General features: G+C 48.5%; 15 protein-coding genes, 2 rRNA genes and 1 riboswitch (1 of these 18 only partly in view). Of the genes, 4 read left to right on the top strand and 13 right to left on the bottom strand.

Annotated elements, in window-relative coordinates:
* Positions 1-77 precede the first annotated feature (77 nt).
* Positions 78-452: a hypothetical protein gene (locus ACJJIL_RS05220; RefSeq protein ID WP_108734070.1), complete on the bottom strand. Its 375-nt coding sequence runs from the start codon at positions 450-452 to the stop codon at positions 78-80.
* 107 nt (positions 453-559) lie between these two features.
* On the bottom strand, positions 560-2539 hold the full coding sequence (locus tag ACJJIL_RS05215; RefSeq protein ID WP_445361330.1) for an acetoacetate--CoA ligase: 1980 nt from the start codon (positions 2537-2539) through the stop codon (positions 560-562).
* A 166-nt stretch (positions 2540-2705) separates the two neighbouring features.
* Here ACJJIL_RS05215 and ACJJIL_RS05210 point away from each other — a divergent pair, with 166 nt between their 5' ends.
* Positions 2706-3584 (top strand): LysR family transcriptional regulator, encoded by an 879-nt coding sequence (locus tag ACJJIL_RS05210; RefSeq protein ID WP_444925584.1) that lies wholly within the window; start codon positions 2706-2708, stop codon positions 3582-3584.
* 33 nt (positions 3585-3617) lie between these two features.
* On the opposite strand, the gene ACJJIL_RS05205 is transcribed toward ACJJIL_RS05210, so the two are convergent.
* From ACJJIL_RS05205 to thiC, 7 genes are all read right to left on the bottom strand, one after another.
* Positions 3618-4091 (bottom strand): Dps family protein, encoded by a 474-nt coding sequence (locus ACJJIL_RS05205; protein WP_108734073.1) that lies wholly within the window; start codon positions 4089-4091, stop codon positions 3618-3620.
* Positions 4092-4339: 248 nt separating this feature from the next.
* Positions 4340-5089, bottom strand: a complete 750-nt coding sequence (locus tag ACJJIL_RS05200; RefSeq protein WP_444914413.1) for a HesA/MoeB/ThiF family protein — start codon at positions 5087-5089, stop codon at positions 4340-4342.
* Positions 5083-6636, bottom strand: a complete 1554-nt coding sequence (gene thiE, locus ACJJIL_RS05195; RefSeq protein WP_445361329.1) for a thiamine phosphate synthase — start codon at positions 6634-6636, stop codon at positions 5083-5085. Before thiE ends, ACJJIL_RS05200 begins: the two co-directional genes overlap by 7 nt.
* Before the next feature lie 7 nt (positions 6637-6643).
* Positions 6644-7450, bottom strand: coding sequence for a thiazole synthase (locus ACJJIL_RS05190; protein ID WP_445361328.1), 807 nt, complete (start codon positions 7448-7450; stop codon positions 6644-6646).
* Between the two features lie 2 nt (positions 7451-7452).
* Entirely contained in the window at positions 7453-7653 is a 201-nt protein-coding gene (gene thiS / locus ACJJIL_RS05185; protein WP_445361327.1) for a sulfur carrier protein ThiS, read from the bottom strand.
* Entirely contained in the window at positions 7653-8729 is a 1077-nt protein-coding gene (thiO, locus tag ACJJIL_RS05180; RefSeq protein WP_445361326.1) for a glycine oxidase ThiO, read from the bottom strand. The genes thiS and thiO overlap by 1 nt, the downstream gene beginning before the upstream one ends.
* A gap of 111 nt (positions 8730-8840) precedes the next feature.
* Positions 8841-10751: a phosphomethylpyrimidine synthase ThiC gene (thiC, locus tag ACJJIL_RS05175; protein ID WP_445361325.1), complete on the bottom strand. Its 1911-nt coding sequence runs from the start codon at positions 10749-10751 to the stop codon at positions 8841-8843.
* 85 nt (positions 10752-10836) lie between these two features.
* Positions 10837-10935, bottom strand: a riboswitch (TPP riboswitch).
* A 262-nt stretch (positions 10936-11197) separates the two neighbouring features.
* On the opposite strand from thiC, the gene ACJJIL_RS05170 reads away from it, so the two are divergent.
* Positions 11198-12124, top strand: coding sequence for an SGNH/GDSL hydrolase family protein (locus ACJJIL_RS05170; protein WP_444941057.1), 927 nt, complete (start codon positions 11198-11200; stop codon positions 12122-12124).
* A gap of 61 nt (positions 12125-12185) precedes the next feature.
* On the opposite strand, the gene ACJJIL_RS05165 is transcribed toward ACJJIL_RS05170, so the two are convergent.
* A complete protein-coding gene (locus tag ACJJIL_RS05165; RefSeq protein WP_445361324.1) occupies positions 12186-13697 on the bottom strand; it encodes a thioredoxin domain-containing protein in 1512 nt (503 codons plus the stop codon).
* A gap of 807 nt (positions 13698-14504) precedes the next feature.
* Between ACJJIL_RS05165 and ACJJIL_RS05160 the strand changes: the two genes are divergently transcribed.
* Both ACJJIL_RS05160 and ACJJIL_RS05155 read left to right on the top strand, forming a co-directional pair.
* Positions 14505-15647: an SDR family oxidoreductase gene (locus ACJJIL_RS05160; protein ID WP_445361323.1), complete on the top strand. Its 1143-nt coding sequence runs from the start codon at positions 14505-14507 to the stop codon at positions 15645-15647.
* Between the two features lie 26 nt (positions 15648-15673).
* Positions 15674-16789 (top strand): DUF3419 family protein, encoded by a 1116-nt coding sequence (locus ACJJIL_RS05155; protein ID WP_445361322.1) that lies wholly within the window; start codon positions 15674-15676, stop codon positions 16787-16789.
* 682 nt (positions 16790-17471) lie between these two features.
* Here ACJJIL_RS05155 and ACJJIL_RS05150 read toward each other — a convergent pair.
* The 3 genes from ACJJIL_RS05150 to ACJJIL_RS05140 all read right to left on the bottom strand — a co-directional run.
* The gene (locus ACJJIL_RS05150) at positions 17472-17660 is read right to left on the bottom strand and encodes a hypothetical protein (protein WP_445361321.1); all 189 of its coding nucleotides are present in this window, start codon (positions 17658-17660) and stop codon (positions 17472-17474) included.
* Between the two features lie 29 nt (positions 17661-17689).
* A 5S ribosomal RNA gene (gene rrf / locus ACJJIL_RS05145) occupies positions 17690-17805 on the bottom strand.
* Between the two features lie 203 nt (positions 17806-18008).
* Positions 18009-19821, bottom strand: a 23S ribosomal RNA gene (locus ACJJIL_RS05140); it runs 1069 nt beyond the window's last position.

The following is a 19821-nucleotide window of genomic DNA, read 5'->3' as shown; positions in this document are numbered from 1 at the left end:
TCCAGCTGATGACGACAGCTGGGATAATTAAATCGACTTATTGAGCAGCCAATAAGCCGATTCGGCGTTTGGGACTTCTATGGCTGAGTGCCTTGGCTGGGCATTAAGGGATTACAATCCTGGATAATCACCCGCCCTTCCAGAATATTTCCTTTGGAATACTCCGTGAAAATACACTGGTTAGTCTTGGGGTTATAATTCTCGATCCACAAATTATCTTCTTTCCAGGTGGCGCCGATATGGCGGTACCCATCGGGCACAGAGATACGCATGACCCCACCAAAACGCTTCACGAAAACCTGCTCATAGTGGAAATAGTAGGCAAGCCAGCCGCCAACAAAGAAAACCGCAGCCACGATTGCGCCGATTTTAAGGCTGCCCAGGCGACTGCCGATAAAAAGAGAAGCAATAACCAGGGCAATCACCGCTGCCCAGTACAAATAAGTAACCATGACCGTTTTTCTACCGTGAATTATTGGTGTTTATAAAGTGAAGGGTAGCGCAGAACCGCAGCAAACTAAATGGCGCAGGGTTACGCTCCCTTACTCCTAACGAAACTTTACTCCTCTGCCAACTCCGGCAGCTTTTCAAATAGCGACAAGGCTTCAGGGTTGGCCAGAGCCTCTTTATTTTTAACCGGTTTACCCTCCACCACATTGCGCACAGCCAGTTCCACAATCTTACCGCTGATAGTTCTCGGAATATCGGCCACCTGGATCACCTTGGCCGGCACATGGCGAGGCGTGGTATTGGCGCGAATCGTGGAGCGGATTTTCTGGGTCAGATCCTCGTCCAGTACAACACCCTCTCGCAAAACCACAAACAGCACTACCCGTACATCGTCGTGCCAGGGCTGGCCGATACAGATACTATCGAGCACCTCCTCGACTTTCTCCACCTGGCGGTAAATCTCTGCGGTTCCAATGCGCACACCACCGGGATTGAGTACTGCATCGGAGCGGCCATAGATTACAACACCACCGTGTGCCGTAATCTCGGCATAGTCCCCATGCGCCCATACACCAGGCCAATTTTCAAAGTAAGCACTGCGGTACTTGGCTCCATCTGGATCATTCCAGAAGCCAATCGGCATACAGGGGAAGGATTTGGAGCAAACCAGCTCCCCTTTCTCTTCAACCACTGGACTGCCCGTATCATTCCAGACTTCCACCGCCATACCCAAGCCGCGACACTGCAATTCACCGGCATAGACCGGTAGAGTTGGGTTGCCAAGGGCAAAGCAAGACACAATATCGGTGCCACCGGAAATAGAGGATAAGCAGAGATCTGCTTTTATATCTCTGTAGACATAGCGGAAGCCTTCGTGGGCCAGCGGAGAGCCTGTGGAGAGCACCGCACGCAATTTCTCCAGTTTGTGGGTCTCCCGGGGTTTGCAGCCACTCTTCTCCAGCGCAGCAATATATTTGGCACTGGTACCAAACACACTGATTCCCTCTTCATCGGTCATATCCCATAGACTTTGGGATGAAGGGTAGAAAGGTGAGCCATCAAACAACACCAGAGTCGCCCCACAAGCCAAGCCACTCACCAGCCAGTTCCACATCATCCAGCCACAGGTGGTGAAGTAGAAAAGTGTATCCTCACGGCGCAGATCGCCATGCAAGCGATGCTCCTTCAGGTGCTGGAGCAAAGTGCCCCCCACTCCGTGGACGATGCACTTGGGTACACCAGTAGTACCTGAGGAGTACATGATGTACAGGGGGTGATTAAATTCTGTTTGTACAAAGGAGAGTTCGCGAGCCGGCGCCGCAGCCTCAAAAGCTTGCTGCAGTACCGCCTTACCCAGCGGCTCTGCCGCTAGTACCTGAGCAGTTTCCTCTTCAGAGCGCGCAACCGGTACCACTACCAAAGTTTCTATGGATTCGATTCGCTGCATGATCTCGCGCAGACGCGGCAATGAATCAATAACCTTGCCGTTATAGAAGTATCCTTCACAGGCAAATAGTACTTTCGGCTGCACCTGGCCAAAGCGGTCAAATACTCCATTGATACCAAAGTCTGGTGAGCAGGAGGTCCAGATAGCACCGAGGCTGGTGGTGGCCAACATGGCCACTACGGTATCGATCACATTGGGCATAAAGCCCGCTACCCGATCTCCCTCAACAACGCCCTGGGCAACGAGGGCCGCTGACAGGCGCTCCACCCGATCGTACAGTTCCTTGTAGCTCAGCTCACGGCGGCTACCGTTCTCCAGGCGCTCGACCAGGGCAGCCTTGTCATCGCGATAACGCAGCAGGTTCTCAGCAAAGTTCAGGCGTGCCTGTGGAAACCACTGCGCACCGGGCATGGAATCGTTACTGAGTGTCTCATCACCCTTATCTGCAGCAATAACTCCGGTGTAATCCCACAACTCCCGCCAGAAAGCTTCGCGATTATCTACTGACCACTGGTATAAAGCCGCGTAATCATTGAGATCCAGCTGGTATTGCTGGTTGACCCTACGACGAAATTCATCCATCTGAGTGGCGGCAATAGCCTCTGCGCTGGGTTGCCAGAGCGGCTGGGAGTTGTCCTTCATTTCAACAGACCTTGTGGCTCATTATTGTGTTTTCGAATCGCCCTCTCGGGCACAAGGGGAGCAATCATGCCCTGCCCCACCACTTAAAACTATTTTAATCTTTTTTAGATTTGTTAAATAAAAGTTAACATAGCTAAATCTATCAATTCCCCAGGAACCTGCCGCTGTGAGTGCCACGATCAAACAACTACGCGCCTTTGTCACAGTGGCCCGCAGCCGCAGCCTGGCCCAGGCCAGCGCTCAATTGCACACTTCTCAGCCAGCCCTGTCCATTGCCATCCGCAATCTGGAGGATGCGACTGGCGGCCCGCTTTTCAGTCGAGAAGCCCGCCAACTCACTCTCACCCCGGAGGGCGAGGAATTCCTCTCCCGCGCCGAACAACTACTGCACAACTGGGATCAATCCCTGGATGCGGTACAGCAGGCCTTTCGCCTGGAGCGTGGGCAGCTGCGCTTGGCAGTAATTCCCGCCTATGCACTCAACCAACTCCCCCAATTATTAGCCAATTTTCACCGCCAACACCCACAAATCAATATCCTGTTGGAAGATGTGGTGATGGAACGAGTAACCCAAGCGGTGCAGGATGGCCGGGCGGAGCTGGGCATCAGTTTTCGCCCCGAGGATTTAGGCGGGCTTGAGTTTGTGCCCCTACACAGGGATCGTTTTATCGCAGTCATACCATCCCAGCACCCCCTCAGCGAAAAAGGAAAAGTGCGCTGGAGTGACCTGGCCAGTTTTCCTTTTATTGCTATGAACCGCGGCTCAGCGGTGAGGCGCTGGACCGATGAGGCCTTCGGGCAAAGTGGCAAAGGCGTTCACTATATCTGCGAAGCTAATCAATTAAGCACAATCGGCCAGTTAGTACGTGCGGGAATGGGGATTAGTGCAGTGCCGAGCTTGTGCGAAACACAGGTTCGGGAATATGGGCTGGAATGCCTGCCGCTATCGGCACCAGTAGTGAGTCAGGAGGTGGGGATATTATTAAAGAGCCGAGGCACCTTGTCGGCACCAGCAACCGCGTTTTTATCCGCGATTACTGGTTGAGGTCTATAAAAGTGCCTCTACTTATTTGAGCGACTAGTGACTGCTAGTTGCGCGCAGCATCCAAGCCGTTTTCTCGTGAACTCTCATACGATCAGATACCAGGGCAACTGTGGATTCATCTTCTCCCGCCTGGGCATCTTTTAAAACTTCACGACAGGTTTTGATCACCTGTTCATGCCCTTTAGTGAGAATTTTTACCATTTCTTCCGCCGGTGGTACCTCAACAACTTCTTTGATGGAGCTGAGTTGAGCAAAAGCCTGGTAAGTACCGGGAGCGGAAACCCCGAGGGTGCGAATGCGCTCGGCAATATCATCCACCGCAGTGGCCAGCTCGGTGTAATGCTCTTCAAACATCAGGTGTAATTCGCGGAACAGAGGCCCAGTAACATTCCAGTGGAAGTTGTGGGTTTGCAGGTAAAGGGTGTAGCTATCTGCCAACAAATGTTTCAAACCGGCAGCAATCTTTTCCCGATCCTTTTCACTGATACCAATATCGATTTTTTTCATAATACAAATCCCTCTTCCAAAAACTGTTGTCACCGAAATGGTTATAAGGCCATTTTGGTACCTTTATTCACTTCTCACAAGCTATCGAGCCAATAGCTTATTTATATAGACAAGTAAGATTTATAAGGTACAAAAATGGCGTGAATTTTAACCCGGCTATTGAAAGAAAATTTTGCGACAAGACATTGCCAATAAGGGACTCTCCAAATAAAACTATTTATCGAGCCCCCTGCTGGCAATACAAGAAATCAGGCACTACAAACCGGGCAATTACTATGGCTCGGCAGCTGCAAAGTTTGCAGGGCTAAGGTTTCCGTCTCGATTAAGTGCAATTTATTCAAGCTCGATACCGGCAAATCCATCAGGTATTTCATGGCCTCCAGAGCCTGCATGCTACCAACCACACCCAGCGCCGGACCGATCACACCTGCTGTAGAGCAGTTCTGGACTTCAGCCTGCTCCTGGGGCGGAAACAGGCAGGCATAACAGGGACCTTTTCTTTCAGAAAAATCAAAACTAATCAGCTGGCCGGAAAACCCCTGCACCGATGCCATTACCACCGGACACCCTGCCTGATAACAAACCCGGTTGATCGTATGGCGGATTTCCAGGTTATCGGTGCAGTCCAACACCAGATCCACCTGTTTTACCTGCTCGCGCAGCCAGGATTCATTCGCCATTTGGCTGTGGGGGTGAATGCGAATAGTTGGATTGGCTGCAGCCAATTGTTGTGCAGCCACCATGGCTTTGGATTTTCCCTGGTGATTGGTTTTGTACAAAACCTGGCGCTGTAAATTGGAGAGATCGATATGATCACCATCCACCAGGTGCAACTCTCCAATACCGGCTGCGGCCAGATACATCGCTGCCGGGCTGCCGAGCCCACCTAAGCCAACAATCAGAATTCGCGCAGAAGACAGTTTTTTCTGCCCCTCTTCACCCACTTGGGGCAACATTATCTGGCGACTGTAACGCTGTAATTCCTTACTACTTAACATGGCTCTACTTCCGCATGCTTACCTTTCAACAGGACATTAAAATCGGCAACCGCCTGCTTGTAATCTTTTGCTTTAGTAATAGCGCTGACCACGGCGATACTGCCAACGCCGCTAGCGATAACCTCACTGGCTCGCTGCATATTAATACCACCAATTGCCACGAGTGGATAATCGGGCAATAGTGCTGCCATTCGCGCAAGTTTCTGCACACCCTGCAACTGATCCGACATATCCTTGGTGTTGGTCGCATAAATTGCACCAATGGCCAGGTAACTGGGGCGATAACGGTAGGCCAACAGTAATTCATAGAAGCCGTGGGTACTGATACCCAGCTTCAATCCTGCCGCTTGAATTGCCCTCAGATCAGCAGACTGCAAATCCTCCTGGCCCAAATGCACGCCGTAGGCGCCGCACTCAATCGCCAACTGCCAGTAATCATTGATAAACAGGCGCAGGTTATATGTCCTGCCAATAGCCACTGCCCTCTCAATCTGTGCGCGCAGGTCCCCACCCGGATTCTTTATTCGCAGCTGTAAAGTACGCACCCCCAGCTCAGCCAGGCGCTGCAACCACTCCACTGTATCCACTACCGGATATAAACCCAATGCTTGAGAGTCTGTTTGGGCAAACCCTTGAACAAGAGGCTGGGCCGCACCAAAACCATAATCCAGCGCACGCTCTTCTCCCCGCACCAAAATCTCCGGGAAGTCGATGAAATCCAGGGGCCAGCCACAGTGACCTACAGGTCCAGCACCAGCGCCGATATGTGCATTATTTCCCCGACGCAAGCCCCGCTGAACATAGGCTTTACCCACAACGCAGGCATCTCGCAACGGGTAGCCCAAAGCGCGGCAAGCGGCAATAGCGGAGGACAGGGTGCAGCCAGTGCCATGTGTGCCCGTACTGGACACTTCCCGGCCAATAAACCAATCGGCTTTTTCACCATCCCACAGTAAGTCGGCAACTTCTCCCGCACGCAATTGCGTATGGCCGCCGGTAACTAAAATTGCGGTAACGCCGTGGGCGTACAACTGACGCGCAGCCTGCACAATAGATTCCGCACCCGTGACACTGGCTCCGGTAAGCCATTCCAATTCATGTAAATTGGGAGTGACCAGATCACACTGTGGCATCAACTGAGCCAACACCGTTGCGGTAATACTTCCTTCAGTGAGCCCGGCTCCGTTGGTAGCAACAGCAACCGGGTCGTAAATAACCGGAACCGGCTGCACCGCTTTCAGCTGGCGCAGGAAATCTGCCACCGCAACAACTTGTTCAGCATTCGCTAGCAGACCGATTTTAATTGCGGCAGGAAATAGATCCCGCTGTAAAGCCTGTAACTGAGAACCCAAGACCTCTAGGGAAACTGCATTAATTGCAGTAACTTCCACCGTATTCTGTGCAGTATTGGCCGTTATAGCACTGCAACCATGGCAGCCGAGGTCGGCAAAAGTCAGCAGGTCCGCCTGAATACCGGCGCCACCGCCGGAGTCACTGCCGGCAATGGTCCAGACAATTGGCTTTTTCAATTGGAGTTGATCGCGCATAAAAATACTAATCCAGCAATATGCTCTCTGCCTGCTGCCAGAAAGGCATATCCAGGGTGGGGGTGCTGGGGCTGGCAGTTTGACGCCTGAGCATCAAGCCGGCATTAAAGGCGGCGCGCCCGGATTCCACAGCCAGTTTAAAAGCATTAGCCATCAGTACCGGATCTTGGGCTTTTGCAATCGCGGTATTCAATAACACCGCATCAAAGCCCATCTCCAGTGCTTCTGCCGCCTGTGATGGCGCACCGATTCCGGCGTCAATAATAAGCGGTACATCACTCAGGCGCTCGCGCAGTGTTTGCAGGTTATATTTATTGAGCAGTCCCTGCCCGGTACCGATGGGAGCCCCCCAGGGCATTAATACCTCGCAACCCACATCCAAAAGTTTTCGACACAGCACCAGGTCATCTGTGCAATAAGGCAAAACCTTGAAGCCTAACTGAATTAATTCCCGCGCAGCTTCTACCAGACCAAAGGGGTCTGGCTGCAAATTGTAATCATCACCAATCACTTCCAGCTTGAGCCAATCGGTCTGGAAAATTTCCTGGGACATTTTTGCCAGCTGCACCGCTTCTCGCGGCGATTTACAACCGGCGGTATTGGGCAACAACTGACAACCGGACTCGCGAATATAATCCCAAAATCGATTGTCCTGCTGCTGTGCCGGATTTTGCCGGCGAAGAGACAAAGTAATAATTTCTGAAGCTGAGGCTTGCACAGATTCGCGCATAATCGCTGGGGAGGGATACAGGGCGGTGCCCACCAAAAGCCGGCTGTTAAATGTTTTTCCGTAAAGTGTTAATAGATCGCTCACCTTTACCCCCCCACTACCGGAGCAACAATATCCAGGCTATCGCCGTTATTTATCTGTGTATTGCTATATTCCGTACGGGGAATAAATCCACCGTTGATCGCAACGGCAAATGTTTCTCCGCGATAGCCGAGCTGCTGTAAAAGCGCAGAGAGTTTTAGCGGGGATTCAAGGCTCCGTGTTTCCCCATTAATTAGTACCTGCATCAAACCACCTGTAACAGTTGTTGTGCCACTTGATTCTCCACTTGCTCCACTACTGCCGGCGCTAAAAGATAACCGTGACGGTAAAGGCCATTCACCCTAATCAGCCCGTCCTCGCTGTGGATATAAGGCATATTATCCATAGTGGCGGGGCGACAATTTACGCGGGTCTCAACAATACGAGCCTCGGCAAAAGCCGGGTTGAGGGAGTAAAGCGCGGAAGACAATTCCATGCTGGAGCGCACGGAAATGGGCGACTGGTCTTCGCTCTCAATTTCCGTAGCGCCGATTACTGTGCGTCCATCGCTGCGTGGTACAGCGTAGAGCTTATAACGCGGGTGGAGCAGCCGCACTGGACGCTGCAAAACCACTTCCCGGGATTCCACCACCATCACCTCACCACGGACACCGCGTAAGCCTTCTATCTGCCCCTTGGCACCGAGACCACGGCAGTCGATCACGCAATCAAATTGTTCGCACTCCGAGTTCACAGAGATATACCCAGCTCCGCAATTTACCTTGCTATGCTCTCGCAGAGTGACAGCTCCTCGGTGCAATGCGCTGAGTAACGCGGGCAACAAGCGGTGATTATTGATATCCGCCTCACCCCGCAGGTAAAGCCCCTGTTCAAAGCCGTGTAAGGAGGGCTCTAATTTCGCTAAAGTAATGCAATCGAGGGGCTGCACCTGTTCCCTGGCAGACTCGCCCAACTTGCCCTGCAGCTCCCGCAGGAATTGCAGCAGCTCACTTTTATCCTTGCCGTGAGCAACCAGCACTGAGCCCGCTCGGCGGTATTCCACGTCCTGCCCGCTCTGCTCCTCCAGCTGCCGGGCCCACTCAGACCAAAGCTCAAGGCTTTTCAACCCCAGGCTGTAAACCTGTTTATCGCTGTGCACCAATTCCGATAGTGGTGAGATCATTCCCGCTGCCGTCCAGCAGGCTCCCCCGACTGGCGCCGACAAATCACCCGCTTCAAACAGGGTAATATCCAGTTTCCGTTGGCAGAGCCGCCAGGCGAGCAAGCGACCTAACAGGCCACCACCGGCAATAGCTACTTTGGCTTTGGTTTCGCTTGTCACAGACCACCTATCTTCGCAAATCCAAGTCGACACCCGGCGATAAGCTCTACGCACTCGCCGTACTTTTGCTATCCGATTTTTGGGGGAGAGGACTCTCCCCCAAAATACTCATCAGCCCTTGTGATAAATCTCGCTACCCATGTCCTTAAATTTAATCGACATTTCCTCCATGCCCTGTGCCGCTTCCTGCTTGGCCGCATAGTCGCGCACATCCTGGGTGATTTTCATGGAACAGAATTTCGGGCCACACATAGAGCAGAAGTGAGCTACCTTGCCGGATTCCTTTGGCAAGGTTTCATCGTGATAGGTGCGTGCCCGCTCCGGGTCCAAGCCGAGATTGAACTGGTCTTCCCAACGGAATTCAAAACGGGCTTTTGACAGGGCGTCATCGCGCTTCTGTGCCCGCGGATGCCCTTTAGCCAAGTCTGCGGCATGAGCCGCAATCTTATAGGCCATAAGGCCCTCTTTAACATCCTCTTTATTGGGTAGCCCCAGGTGTTCTTTGGGGGTCACATAGCAGAGCATGGCGCAACCGTAGGTGCCGATAAGTGCAGCGCCGATGCCGGAAGTAATGTGGTCATAGCCGGGAGCAATATCCGTGGTCAATGGACCTAGGGTGTAGAAAGGTGCGCCGTGGCAGTGCTTCAGCTGCTCATCCATATTTTCTTTGATCTTATGGATAGCCACATGGCCGGGGCCTTCGATCATCGTCTGAACATCGTGCTTCCAGGCTATTTCAGTCAGCTCACCAAGCGTGTGCAGCTCGCCAAACTGGGCTTCATCGTTAGCATCCGCAATGGAGCCCGGGCGCAGGCCATCACCGAGACTAAAGCTCACATCGTAAGCCTTCATAATCTCGCAGATTTCCTCGAAGTGGGTGTAGAGGAAATTCTCTTGGTGATGGGCGAGACACCATTTGGCCAATATGGAACCACCGCGAGAGACAATCCCGGTCATACGTTTGGCAGTGAGCGGCACATAGCGCAAAAGCACGCCAGCATGAATAGTGAAGTAATCCACCCCCTGCTCCGCCTGCTCAATCAAGGTGTCGCGGAACACATCCCAGTTAAGATCTTCAGCAATTCCGTTTACTTTCTCCAGCGCCTGGTAAATCGGCACAGTACCGATGGGCACTGGCGAGTTGCGCAGAATCCACTCGCGGGTTTCGTGGATATTAGCACCGGTAGACAGATCCATCACCGTGTCCGCGCCCCACTTGGTAGACCAAACCAGTTTCTCCACTTCCTCTTCAATGGAAGAAGTCACAGCCGAGTTACCAATATTTGCATTCACCTTGCACAGGAAGTTGCGCCCGATAATCATCGGCTCCACTTCCGGGTGATTAATATTCGCCGGGATAATTGCCCTCCCTTCTGCAACTTCCCGGCGCACAAATTCCGGCGTGATTTGCTCGGGGATGTAAATACCATCACGTGCCTTCTGGTATTCACTTTCACTCATTTCCGCTGCCAACTTGGCTCGCCCCATATTTTCGCGCACTGCGATAAATTCCATCTCTGGGGTAATAATGCCGCGGCGGGCATAGTGCATCTGAGATACATTCTGTCCCGGTTTGGCCCGGCGAGGGCTGGGAAGGTTTTCAAAGCGGATATGATCCAGCCCCTGGTCCGCCATACGCTTCTGGCTGTAGGCCGCTTGGCGAGAGTCCAGCAGTTCAGTATCTCCGCGGACCTCTATCCAGCCCTGGCGCAATTTGGGCAACCCTTCCCGTACGTCCACTTTAAAATTGGGCTCGGAATAGGGGCCCGAAGTGTCGTAAATGGTTAGGGGCTCATTGGGTTCAAACACCGGATTCTCTGCATCCCCCCCTACCAAACTATCTCCCAAACAGATCTGACGAGCACCAACCTGAATGTCGGGAGTTTCACCGGGCAAATACACCTTGCTCGAGTTGGGGAAAGATTGAACCGTGAGATTTTCAAGAAATTCTTTAGCGGAATCGCGACTGGCAGCGCGGGAGGACTTTCCGGCTTTACCGGATTGTTCAATGATCTCAGACATGCGTAACCTTAAAACTTGGAAATTTAAAGGTCGCAGCATCCAGGGCACATACAAAGAGAAAAGACGCCAAACTGTAACAAAACAGGCGACTTCAGATCTTGTTCCCTACGCGGGGGTTACCCCGATCAGGTTCAACGGATCTCGCAACAGCGATCTCAGCCCACAGGCACTCCGACAAGTAGAGCGCAGTATAGTGGAAGCACCAGAAGAAAAACAGATGGCATAAAACTGTGCCAGAAAAACTAAAGCTTTGAAACGCCAATAAAGTAATCAATGCTCTCGGCGACAAAACTCCAACAGACTTCAATTTATTGATAACTGACCAAAGGGTCTCAAGCATTCACCACTCACAATATCTGAGTGCGTCCTACACTCCTTCTCGTTTACCGGAGCAGTGAATAAAACGATAACAACTTACGGCGAAAGTCGGTGTGGGAGAAAATACAATGTTGAATAAATATGGAGTTCTAGTAACGCTCTGTTTGAGCATCTTGTCGATACAGCCAGCAATGGCAGCCCCCTCCAAGTCTGTTGCTGCGGGTGACAGTATTACCATGGCATTCGGTGCAGACTGTACCCGCAATAAGTATTTCTGGGACCTGTTTTGTCTTCTCGGCGGGGACCAACCCGAGCATTCCTGGTTTGACGGCGACGACAATTCAGTGGAGAGTGTTCACGATAAGTATAAAGTTAACTACCCCAATATGGCTGCCAATAAAAGCGCAGCGGAATCCGGTGCTGAGATGCGTAGTGGAGGCGACAATTTCTCCACTCAAGCCGATCGGATTCTATCCCAAAGTAATTTACCTGATCATGTCGAGGTAGTATTGGGCGGTAATGATATCTGTAACCGGGATTGCGTCGATCCAGCCAACTGTAACGATCCACTCTACACCGATAGCGAGTGGCGCTCGGCAGTTCAAGCTGGACTGGACAAATTAGTCGATGGTCTCCCTAACGGCTCAACGATAGTACTTGGCTCAGTACCGCGAGTACACGATCTCCGGGCAGCGGGTCTGGATAAGCAAAGCGGTAATTCCCGCGTAGATTGTGAGAGTGTCTGGTCGACTTTCGGAATCTGCCGAATTGCAACAAATGGCGGCTCGATGAATGGAGAGAGCTTTGCCACTCGTTATAACGGAATAGCCGCAGCCCAACAACGTTATAACGAAATCCTTGTTGAGGAAGCAGAAAGTTACAACGGTATGAATGGGGTAGAAGTTGTTGCTGAATATACCGGTGAGGATCAGTTAAATGCCGGGACTTTTCAGTTTAATAAAGATGATATTGATGGTGGAGACTGTTTCCACCCAAGCATTCAAGGACAAAATATTGTCGCTGACCTACTGTGGCAAGGAAATCCGGATAAATAAGTAACTTTTACTGCTCGGTAAATTCAGGGCCCGCAATAAAGTACCGCGGGCCCTAATCAATTCACTTACCTAAATCCTCATCAAAGTAACCACTCTCTTCAACCACATACTGCAATCTATGCGGCAAACCCTTTCTCATAAAGGCAACATCAATTACTTTTCCACTGGTAAGAGCACTCCAAAGCTCATTCTGACCACTGTGGACCCAACTGTCATTGACCCTCAGCAGCACATCGTTTTCCTCGAATCCAAGTGCAGTAAAGAACTCATTGTTGGCCACCCCCTCCAAGCGCATCAAATGGTGGCCCTCAACTTCCAGCTCCGCCTCAATAAATTTAGCCTCCAAGAATTCTCGTTGTTCGAGTTGCTTCGCCAACCACTCTTGCCCAAGAGTCAACACACCAGCCGGCTCGATTAGCTTTTTACCCTTTTCTCCCTGAGGCTGTTCAATACGTTTGCGCAGCTCCTCATCGTGCTGATGGGACAAAGTTAAAGGGATAATATTACCCTCTTCACCTTGCAATAGCAGGCGCTCCAGGGATCCCTGATTATCAATAACGGCATAGTGCCCTTTCAAACTCTTCAGAACGACATCTTTAAGAACAGACTGCCCCAGTGAAAAACTCTGTGCCTTCTGCCCATTTACTTCTATTAAAGCTTTGGACTTACTTTCTATACTCGATTCACTAACTCCTACCAGGGCAAGAGGTAGATCCGTAACAGGTAAATGATTCTCAGTATCTTTTTGTTGTTTCCATGTATATTTTTTCTGAGAATATATATCAAGCCTGATTAGTTCTTTTTCTATCCAGTAAGAATATTGCTCAAATGATCGCGCGCCCTTTAGATACAAACCGTTTATAAAAACAACCGGCACATTTGTAAGGCCAAGCTCTAAAGCAATTTCCTGATCCCCCAGAACAACTTCTTTATAATTCATATCTCCAATACAGGCTTTAAACTGCTTGTCATCGATCAGTAAACTGCTTGCGGTCTGGGAGTAAGACTTCTCACCAAGGTTTGGAGTTTTTGCGTATAAGGCGTCGTGATATTCCCAAAAAATATTGTGCTCACCAGCGCACTTAGCCGAAACAGCAGCTTTGATACCCTCCCGATGAAACTTAAGGGGAAAATCAAAATTTACCTGGCGAACCCAACCAGAATAGTCACTCAACAAACGCCTCAAGGTTGGCTGAAAGGATTTACAGTGGGGAGATTGAAAGGAGCAGAACACAGCAATTGTTATAGGCGCTTCGGGATTTCCTCGAGCGGCGCGCCCGCCATAATCAAGATCTATTCGTGGTGGCTCTGGAACGGGAAGCATAACTTCTATTTCTTGACCATCTTTTGCTGTTTTGGCAATCATTTCATGCAGCTTATTGAGACGTAATTTATGCTCCATTTCAGCAATATCATACAGCACAAGCTGGAGTTCCTTATCCAAGGCCTGCACGCTGACCTCCTGGCCATCAATCCGTGCAGCTATATGTTGCTGATCAAGTACTTTAGTTCCTACTGTTACTTCCGCATCCTTTGAACACCCCCCCATTAGGCTCAAAATACCCAACGCCATTAACTTTCCTATAACATTCCTTAGTCGCTTCACTGGTAATTCTCCTTTTACCGGTTTTGACCAATCTTACCCGCCAATTCTCATTTCAGCCGTTTACAGCGAGCTTTATTCAGAACGTGTACAAAAAATGAGAACCAGGCAAGCTTTTTGGCATCAAAGCTAACGTCTCTCCAGGAGAGGAAATATCCAACAAACTAACCCTGAGTAATTTCGAGAGCCTATTCGATCCTTAGATCACTGTCCCCCATATGAAATCACTTTTAAAACTACATGGAAAATCTTGAAACCAAAACAACCAATAGATCATATCGAAGTATCCAATAAGAGCTATAGCCAAAAGTATCGATTGCAGGAAACTCCAAATCATCTATTAGAAGACGCTTTAGCGGAAGAATAAATTCAAGTCTCCTACAATGATGCCGGATCCGTTTATGACGGGGGCAGTAAAAATAGAGAATCTACAGTCAATCTACGGCCAAATACTCAGGTGTACTACCATTACTTAATGGTACTCTACTGAAAATCCATAGCTTGAGTTATTGGTACAACTTTCGCAATGGATGACAGCACCATGATGCGACTACCACTTATTACCATCGTTTGACTTCACAGCGAGCCTATAGACCTTGTTAAATAGATGGATAGCTTAGTTGTGTTAATCATAAGCACCCTCAAGATACACCCGAAACCAGACCAAATTTTTATATTCCACAGTAAAAAAGTAAAAGTGACTCTCAAGGAGAATAATCCTTTTGGGCTAAAGAAACACACATCTAATTCACCACTATGATTGGTTCGTATGGATCAATGAAAGAAAACCAGCATACCTTTAAAAAATTATCAGAAATACAAGATTTGAAAAGAATACAACTGGTTGTTGGTGGACTTGGCTTTATAGGCCAGTACTTAACATGGGGACTATTACGAAAAGGTTTTAATGTAGTTTTAATTGCGCGAAATGATATTCATGCTCGATTCGAGCAGCTAAAACAAAGAAATAGTTTTGTCAATCCGACTTACAAACTTTCGAAAAATGATTTCGACCGACTTATAATAATTTCAGGAGATTTGAACAGGCCAAAGCTCAACTTAAGTTCTATGTCTTACAGACAACTACATTCGCTACACATTGGTTCAATTTGGAATTGTGCAGCTGATATGCGCTATAGCTATAGCAACCTGCAGCAAAGCATTAATACAAATGTTAACGGTGTGGAACGATTAATAGAGGTTGCTGTAGCAGCAAAATGTCGGTTCAACCAAATATCGACCAGTTTTATTGCCGGTAAAGATCATGCCAGCGGAGTGACCGTAAAGGAAAAACTCTATCAACCTAAAGAATTTTTTAATGCCTATGATTACACCAAAAATGCAGCAGAGAATTTAATCGCAGAGTCCAAAAACCTGGAATACACCATCTATAGGCCAACTATTGTCCTAGGAGACTCGGTGACTGGCTACACAAACTCTCAGTCCGGTTACTATGAATATGTAAAACTGCTAAATAGACTAAAAGAACAGAATGTACAGACCCCTATTCACCTAAAATATCTTCCAAACTGCCTTATCAATGTCATTCCGGTTGACATTTGCTGTGATGCAATATTAAAGATTTCAAACAACCATGAACTCACAAAAAACCAATACTTTAATATTGCCGACTCTAACCCAATGACAATCGACGAATTCGTTATGTTTAACCGCGATTACTTTGAGCTAGATTTAAGGCAAATTCAAGTCAGCGGCGTATTGTTAAGCAGCCTACCGGAAAAAGAAAGGCGGATACTTAAGATCATTAATAGAATGCAAAATGGACCATTTTTAAACAGTGACTTCAGGTTTTGTAGCGCAAATAGCCAAAGAGTCTTAGGTCACCCTGTTCAGGATCAATGGCGTAATAGCAAGAGTTATCTGACCAAAGTGGTGGACTATTTTTTAAACCAAACGTAACTAAATTCAGCCCGATTAGGTATGCCATGAACAAACCTAGTGACATATCACTTTCCCATTATGCAAACAGAATCAGTTACTCAGGGCCAAACGAAGATTCAAGATCAGAGCTTAAGGCTCTAAATATCAATGAAAATGATAGTATTTTATGTGTTACTGGCGGTGGAGATCGCGTCTTAAGCCTTCTACTGAGTAATCCCAAAAAAATAACCGCCATTGACTTGAATCCCAGCCAAAACTATCTCTTGGAACTAAAAAAAATTGCCATCCAGAAATTAAATCATGAGGAGTTTTTAAGGTTTTCAGGAATACTCTCATGCAAAAAGAGATTAAACACCTATGACAACATGAAATCCTCTTTATCAAAAAAGGCGGAGTTATTTTGGTCAAACAACATAAGTATCATTGAAAAAGGGTTTATTTATGAAGGCGCTTTCGAAAAGCACTTCAAGTTAATCAGTATGATTATTAAAGTTATTCGACCCAGCAAAATAAAAACTCTAACCCACCTAAAAAGCATTGAAGAACAGCGTGAGTTTGTTAAAAACAAATGGAACACCCCAGCCTGGAAAACATTTTTGCATTTCCTTACCAACAAATATTTCTTCAGAACTTTCCTTAAAGATCCTGGGTTCTATGAACACATCCCACAAGAAGTGTCAATTTCTGAGTATTTATTAGGCAGAATGGACCACTCTCTAATGAACCACCTGGTTCTTGACAATTTCTTTATGACATTCCTGCTAACTGGAAAATACAACCCAGAATATGGAATGCCTTTATATTTGGAAAAAAATAATTACTTAGTAATTAAGGGAGCACTAGATAAAACAGTCATAGAAATAGTAACCTCACCGATAGAACAATATTTATACAACTGTGAAAATAAAATTGATAAATTCTCCATTTCTGACGTTTCAGCTTATCTTGATGAGGAGAGCTTTGCTTCCTTACTAAACGCAATATACTCAGCAGCTAGCGAAAACAGCATCCTATGCATGCGCCATTTTATTACCAAAAGAATAATTCCTGACTCTATAAAAAATAAATTTTCTTTTAACCCAGCTCTTGAGGAAGAGCTCAATAATAGCGATATATCGTTTGTTTATAGCTTTAATGTTGGAGTGAAAAGAGGACACTAAATTACCTCACCAATGTATAGCTGTTACAGTAATTTAAATGACAGCTACCTTTAGGAATTCCTAATAGAAGACTTACAACGCTGCTCGCCAGATAAGCTAGAGTACAGCGCAGGCACTAAAAAGGGCCGCCCTATTAGACTGCCCTTTTTCGAATTAGAAGCCTGATAAACCACTATACCGGTTTAGACCACCACAGGCGCGGTTCACCTCCAATCCAGCGGGTAGGGCTGTCTCACACTACCCTATGGGCGCCCCCGGCGTTCCAAGCTGGCACGGCTCCGGGATCGCGCACGACTCACATGGCAGCGCAGGTGCTGCCCGGTAGTAAAAGTATTTCACCCTATCCAAAAAGGGAAACTTGCAGGGGTTTTGTTTTGCGCGGATTTCCACAGTCTGGGGTTACTAACAGAAAGTCTGGATAGAGTTGTGTATAACTTTAATAAACGGGCTACAGGCCCCGTGGTTACAGGGGATTACTGCAGAGACTAAAAAATCACCGATATTTTTACCGGCTAAATTTAATTTTTGGCGGAGTGGGATGGGTACTTTTCTGGTTTTTTCGCGAGTTATTTTTGTTGGGTTATTTTTTGAGTGAGTGTAACGGGGTTTGGAGAGAAGATCGGTAAAGGCCTATTTTTATAGGCTTTTTAGGAGAGCGTCTGTTTAAGGTGCTCAGGTAGTTTTAGGTTTTTCTTTTTTTAATTACTGACTGATTTTTTAAATAGAAAGTTGAGCATAAAAGTTTTTCATAATTACTTTTATTTTTTCTATTTAATTTTTGCCAAGTACTTTCTGCTCTCTCTTTCTTCCCTTTCTTAGTTTTTTTATTTTTGTTTTTTAAAATATTTTTCAGCCATAAAAAAAGGGCCACCCTATTGGGTGGCCCTTTTCGGATTAGAAGCCTGACGATGACCTACTCTCACATGGGGAAGCCCCACACTACCATCGGCGATGTTGCGTTTCACTTCTGAGTTCGGCAAGGGATCAGGTGGTTCCACAACTCTATTGTCGTCAGGCAAACTGGCTTGGGTTGGCGTTGGTCTTATAAGCAATGTGCTTGGCCTGCCGTGTTATCGCTGTTTGCCTCGGCCATGTTGTTGACCGGCGATAACCCCAAATAAGTCGGTAAAACAATCTGTAGTAATACACCGCAAGCGATCGTATGTCTCTAACTCACAATCCGCTAGCTTAGCTAGTCGTTAGTAACCATCTCTGTTGTATGGTCAAGCCGCACGGGCAATTAGTACTGGTTAGCTCAACGCCTCACAACGCTTCCACACCCAGCCTATCAACGTGGTAGTCTTCCACGGCCCTTCAGGAGGCTCAAGGCCTCAGGGAGATCTTATCTTGAAGGAGGCTTCCCGCTTAGATGCTTTCAGCGGTTATCCCGTCCGAACATAGCTACCCGGCAATGCCACTGGCGTGACAACCGGAACACCAGAGGTTCGTTCACTCCGGTCCTCTCGTACTAGGAGCAACTCTTCTCAAATCTCCAACGCCCACGGCAGATAGGGACCGAACTGTCTCACGACGTTCTAAACCCAGCTCGCGTACCACTTTAAATGGCGAACAGCCATACCCTTGGGACCGGCTTCAGCCCCAGGATGTGATGAGCCGACATCGAGGTGCCAAACACCGCCGTCGATGTGAACTCTTGGGCGGTATCAGCCTGTTATCCCCGGAGTACCTTTTATCCGTTGAGCGATGGCCCTTCCATACAGAACCACCGGATCACTATGACCTACTTTCGTACCTGCTCGACATGTCTGTCTCGCAGTCAAGCGCACTTATACCATTATGCTCATTGCATGATTTCCGACCATGCTGAGTGCACCTTCGTACTCCTCCGTTACTCTTTGGGAGGAGACCGCCCCAGTCAAACTACCCACCATACACTGTCCTCGATCCGGATAACGGACCAGAGTTAGAACCTCAAACATACCAGGGTGGTATTTCAAGGACGGCTCCACAACAACTAGCGTCATTGCTTCAAAGCCTCCCACCTATCCTACACAAATAGGCTCAAAGTTCAGTGCAAAGCTGTAGTAAAGGTTCACGGGGTCTTTCCGTCTAGCCGCGGGTACACTGCATCTTAACAGCGATTTCAATTTCACTGAGTCTCTGGTGGAGACAGCGTGGCCATCGTTACGCCATTCGTGCAGGTCGGAACTTACCCGACAAGGAATTTCGCTACCTTAGGACCGTTATAGTTACGGCCGCCGTTTACCGGGGCTTCGATCAAGAGCTTCGCCGAAGCTAACCCCATCAATTAACCTTCCGGCACCGGGCAGGCGTCACACCCTATACGTCCTCTTACGAGTTTGCAGAGTGCTATGTTTTTAATAAACAGTCGCAGCCACCTGGTCACTTCGACCGGCCTCAGCTTAGGGAGCAAGTCCCATCACCAAAACCGGCGTACCTTCTCCCGAAGTTACGGTACCATTTTGCCTAGTTCCTTCACCAGAGTTCTCTCAAGCGCCTTGGTATTCTCTACCTGACCACCTGTGTCGGTTTAGAGTACGATTCACTATTACCTGAAGCTTAGAAGTTTTTCCTGGAAGCAGGGCATCAACCACTTCACCCACTAAGTGGGCTTCGTCATCAGTTCTCAGCCTTAGGGACCCGGATTTGCCTAAGTCCCCAGCCTACAACCTTAAACATGGACAACCAATCGCCATGCTGGCCTAGCCTTCTCCGTCACTCCGTCGCAGTAATAGCGAGTACAGGAATATTAACCTGTTTCCCATCGACTACGGCTTTCGCCCTCGCCTTAGGGGTCGACTAACCCTGTCCCGATTAGCGTTGGACAGGAACCCTTGGTCTTCCGGCGGGGAGGTTTTTCACCTCCCTTATCGTTACTCATGTCAGCATTCGCACTTGTGATACCTCCAGCAGACCTCCCGATCCACCTTCAACGGCTTACACAACGCTCCTCTACCATGCTCCTAAGAGCATCCGCAGCTTCGGTTATCAGTTTGAGCCCCGGTATATCTTCCGCGCAGGCCGACTCGACTAGTGAGCTATTACGCTTT

It is taken from the genome of Microbulbifer maximicatervae (SeqCode) (genome assembly GCF_052468095.1).
The sequence above is the reverse complement of the archived record's forward strand: the minus strand, read 5'-3'. Positions and strand labels throughout refer to the sequence as shown.

Bases quoted from the DNA above. Each gene is read 5' to 3' on its own strand.
- ACJJIL_RS05220 (WP_108734070.1), bottom strand. From the start codon at position 452: ATGGTTACTTATTTGTACTGGGCAGCGGTGATTGCCCTGGTTATTGCT.
- ACJJIL_RS05215 (WP_445361330.1), bottom strand. From the start codon at position 2,539: ATGAAGGACAACTCCCAGCCGCTCTGGCAACCCAGCGCAGAGGCTATT.
- ACJJIL_RS05205 (WP_108734073.1), bottom strand. From the start codon at position 4,091: ATGAAAAAAATCGATATTGGTATCAGTGAAAAGGATCGGGAAAAGATT.
- ACJJIL_RS05200 (WP_444914413.1), bottom strand. From the start codon at position 5,089: ATGTTAAGTAGTAAGGAATTACAGCGTTACAGTCGCCAGATAATGTTG.
- thiE (WP_445361329.1), bottom strand. From the start codon at position 6,636: ATGCGCGATCAACTCCAATTGAAAAAGCCAATTGTCTGGACCATTGCC.
- thiS (WP_445361327.1), bottom strand. From the start codon at position 7,653: ATGCAGGTACTAATTAATGGGGAAACACGGAGCCTTGAATCCCCGCTA.
- thiC (WP_445361325.1), bottom strand. From the start codon at position 10,751: ATGTCTGAGATCATTGAACAATCCGGTAAAGCCGGAAAGTCCTCCCGC.
- ACJJIL_RS05170 (WP_444941057.1), top strand. From the start codon at position 11,198: ATGTTGAATAAATATGGAGTTCTAGTAACGCTCTGTTTGAGCATCTTG.
- ACJJIL_RS05165 (WP_445361324.1), bottom strand. From the start codon at position 13,697: ATGGCGTTGGGTATTTTGAGCCTAATGGGGGGGTGTTCAAAGGATGCG.
- ACJJIL_RS05160 (WP_445361323.1), top strand. From the start codon at position 14,505: ATGAAAGAAAACCAGCATACCTTTAAAAAATTATCAGAAATACAAGAT.
- ACJJIL_RS05155 (WP_445361322.1), top strand. From the start codon at position 15,674: ATGAACAAACCTAGTGACATATCACTTTCCCATTATGCAAACAGAATC.